3 protein-coding genes and 1 pseudogene are annotated in these 2,938 nt (G+C 72.0%); 3 read left to right on the forward strand and 1 reads right to left on the reverse strand.

Going from position 1 to position 2,938, the window contains the following annotated elements; all coding sequences use genetic code 11:
- Window positions 1–461: ubiquinol-cytochrome C chaperone family protein (locus tag HUU96_RS14050; RefSeq protein ID WP_438827089.1), on the reverse strand; the 461-nt coding region annotated here is incomplete at its 3' end.
- 126 nt (window positions 462–587) lie between these two features.
- Between HUU96_RS14050 and HUU96_RS14055 the strand changes: the two genes are divergently transcribed.
- The 3 genes and pseudogenes from HUU96_RS14055 to HUU96_RS14065 all read left to right on the forward strand — a co-directional run.
- Entirely contained in the window at window positions 588–1,076 is a 489-nt protein-coding gene (locus HUU96_RS14055; RefSeq protein ID WP_174293368.1) for an outer membrane protein assembly factor BamE, read from the forward strand.
- Between the two features lie 99 nt (window positions 1,077–1,175).
- Complete coding sequence (locus tag HUU96_RS14060) at window positions 1,176–2,528, forward strand: glycosyl transferase family protein (protein WP_368039779.1); 1,353 nt, start codon at window positions 1,176–1,178, stop codon at window positions 2,526–2,528.
- A pseudogene (locus HUU96_RS14065) lies at window positions 2,525–2,938 on the forward strand (hypothetical protein); the annotation flags it as partial. The gene HUU96_RS14060 and the pseudogene HUU96_RS14065, both read left to right, overlap by 4 nt.

Here is a 2,938-nt window from a genome sequence, read left to right on the forward strand (position 1 = left end):
GCGAGCGAGCGCGACAAGGCGGTCAGCGCCGCCGCGACATGCGCCACCGCATCGGCCGCCGGCGGTTCGCCACGATAGAGGTTGCGCACCAGCGCCGGCGCGAGGTCGCCCGCCGCCAGCCCGTCGCGATAAGCCCCCAGCCGGCCACCCAGCATCGCCATCATCCGGCCCATATGCTTGCCGACGATGATGTCGCCGATGCCGATCTCACGCAACTGCCCGTCCATGTCGTCGACAAAGCGCTCGGTCACCCAGGCGGCGGTCGCCGCCCCGGCGGGATCGGTCTCCAACCGCAGCAGCACGACCGTCAGCACCGCCGCGATCATGTCGAAGCGGCCGTCGAGCGTGTCGGGCACCGCGCCCGCCAGATACCAGTGCGGCTCGCGACCGCGCGCGACCACCGCCTGGTACAGCGGCAGCGCTTCGCTGCGATCGCCTCGCCACCTCTTCAGCCACGCCAGCACCGTTCGTTCCTTCCGGCCATCGGCGCGCGGCTTGTCTGCGCGCGCGACCTCGCCTATCGAACCGATCGGCGAGCGATGCAATCGTCGCCGCCTGCCCGTCCGGGGCTCGTCCGGGAGTGTTCGATGCGTCCCCTGTTCCTCCGCCCCGCCCTGCTGGCCGCTCTGGGCATCGCCGCGCTTGCCGGTGCCTGCGCGCCGCTGCGCTCGCACCAGGGCTATATCATCGATGCCGATCTAGTGAACTCGGTGCGGCCGGGGATCGACAATCGCCAGTCGGTGCTGGCGACCCTGGGCAAGCCCAGCTTCGCCAGCCAGTTCGGCGCGCAGGACTGGTACTACGTCGCTCGCGACAGCCGCAACTACGCCTTCCGCAACCCGCATCCGGTCGGCCAGGTGGCGCTCAGGATCGGCTTCGACGCCGCCGGCAACGTCGCCACCATCCGCAAGGGCAGCCTGGAACAGATCGCCTCGGTCAGTCCCGACAGCCACACCACGCCGACGCTTGGCCGCAAGCGCGGCTTCTTCCAGGATCTGTTCGGCAACATCGGCACGGTCGGGGCAGGCGGGGTCGGGCCAGGTGCCGGCGGCGGTGCGGGACACGACACGCCCTAACCTTCCTATACGGCCAGTTTGCGTTGGCCGCGTCTTCCCGCTTGCCGTTCGGATCGTGATGGTCTGATGTAGGCAAGGGAGGGCCGGGGCATCATCGACATCGTCGACTCGATCACGCGCGAGCTGATGCTGTTCGCCGCCGCAGGGCTGATGGTTGGCGGTGTCGACGACCTGGCGCTCGACGGCCTGTTTCTGCTGCGCCGGCTGTGGCGCGGCCGGGAGCCGCAGCCATGGGTGCGCGACCTGCCCGAGCCGGCGACCGCCACGCGCTTCGCGATCCTGGTCCCCGCCTGGAACGAAGCGGCGGTGATCGGCGCGATGCTGGCCGCGACGCTCGGCCGCTACCGCCATCGCGACTATCTGATCTTCGTCGCCGCCTATGCCAATGACCGTGCGACGGTCGACGCAATCGCCCGCGTTGCCGAGCGCGACGGGCGGGTGCGGCTGGTCGTCAACCCGCGGCCCGGACCGACCACCAAGGCGGACAACCTCAACGCCGCCTGGCGCGCGCTGCTGCGCGAGGAGGCGGCGAGCGGACGAGGCTTCGTCGCGGCGATGCTCCATGACGCCGAGGACGTCGTTCACCCCGACGAGCTGCGGGTGTGCGCCGCGCTGCTCGGCGAGGCCGACGTGGTGCAGCTGCCGGTGCTGCCACTGGTCCACCCCAAGGCACCGATGGTGTCGGGTCATTATGCCGACGAGTTCGCCGAGAGCCATGGCAAGCAGATGGTCATGCGCGCCGCGCTCGGGGCCGGGATGCCGCTTGCCGGCACCGGCTGCGCGATCGCGACGGCGATGCTGCGGCGCATCGCCGAGACCCGCGGCGGCCTGCCGTTCGAGCCGACCAGCCTGACCGAGGATTACGAGCTCGGCCTCGCCATCGCCGAGCTGGGTGGCCGCGGCGTCTTCGCGCGCTATCGCGACGACGGCGGTGAGCCGGTCGCCGTGCGCGCCTATTTCCCCGGCGATTTCGCGGCGGCGGCACGGCAGAAGGCGCGCTGGATGGTTGGGATCGCGCTCGCCGGCTGGGACCGGACCGGCTGGGCGCGGCCGACCCAGTTGACCGATCACTGGATGCGAATGCGCGACCGGCGCGCGCCGCTGGCGGTGCTGGTGCTCGCCGCCGCCTATGCCGCGCTGCTCGCCTGGGCGCTCGACGACCTGCTGCACGCCTGGAGCGGCGAGCCGGTCCCGGTGATGGCTCCGGCCTGGCTGCTCGCGTTCAACATGGCGATGTTGGCGTGGCGGCTGGCGATGCGTGTCGCTTTCACGACCCGCGACTATGGCTGGCGCGAGGGGTTGCGCGCCGTGCCGCGTTTCCTGGTCGGCAACACCGTCTCGCTGGCCGCGGCGCCACGGGCGCTGGCGATCTACGCGGCGATGCTGCTCGGGGCCGCGCCGGTGTGGGACAAGACCGAGCACGAATATCCTGCCGTCGAAGCGGCCGGGTGAAGCGGCGCGGCCGCCCGCTGCGCTTCCTGGCGGTGACGCTGGGCGGCTGGACCGCGGCGCGGGTCGTCCTGCTGTGGCCGGTTGCGGTGGTGCCCGTCGGCGCGGTGCCGGCGTCGAGCGGCAGCGATGGACTGATCGCGATCGATCCTCACCAATGGCTTGCCCCCGTCGACCGGCCCGCGATCGCGCCTTGGCCGCTCGCGCGCCCGGCCAGATCGCCGAGGCAGAGCGCTGGCATCGTGGCCGACCGGACTGCGCCCTCCTCGACCGATACGGCAGCCGCTGGCCGCGCAGGCAATCCCCGCAAGGTCGCGATCGCGCTGGCGGCGCTGGTCCGTTACGGCGACGCGGTGGCGACCGGGCCGTTCCAGGCGAGCGAGGGCACCATCCCGCCACCGCTGCGGCCGGCT

This window comes from Sphingomonas bacterium, assembly GCF_903644135.1.
In the GTDB taxonomy this organism is placed as follows: Bacteria; Pseudomonadota; Alphaproteobacteria; order Sphingomonadales; family Sphingomonadaceae; genus Sphingomonas.

What these genes read in the sequence shown, in the direction of transcription:
- HUU96_RS14055 (WP_174293368.1), top strand. Translation starts at nt 588, where the DNA reads ATGCGTCCCCTGTTCCTCCGCCCCGCCCTGCTGGCCGCTCTGGGCATC.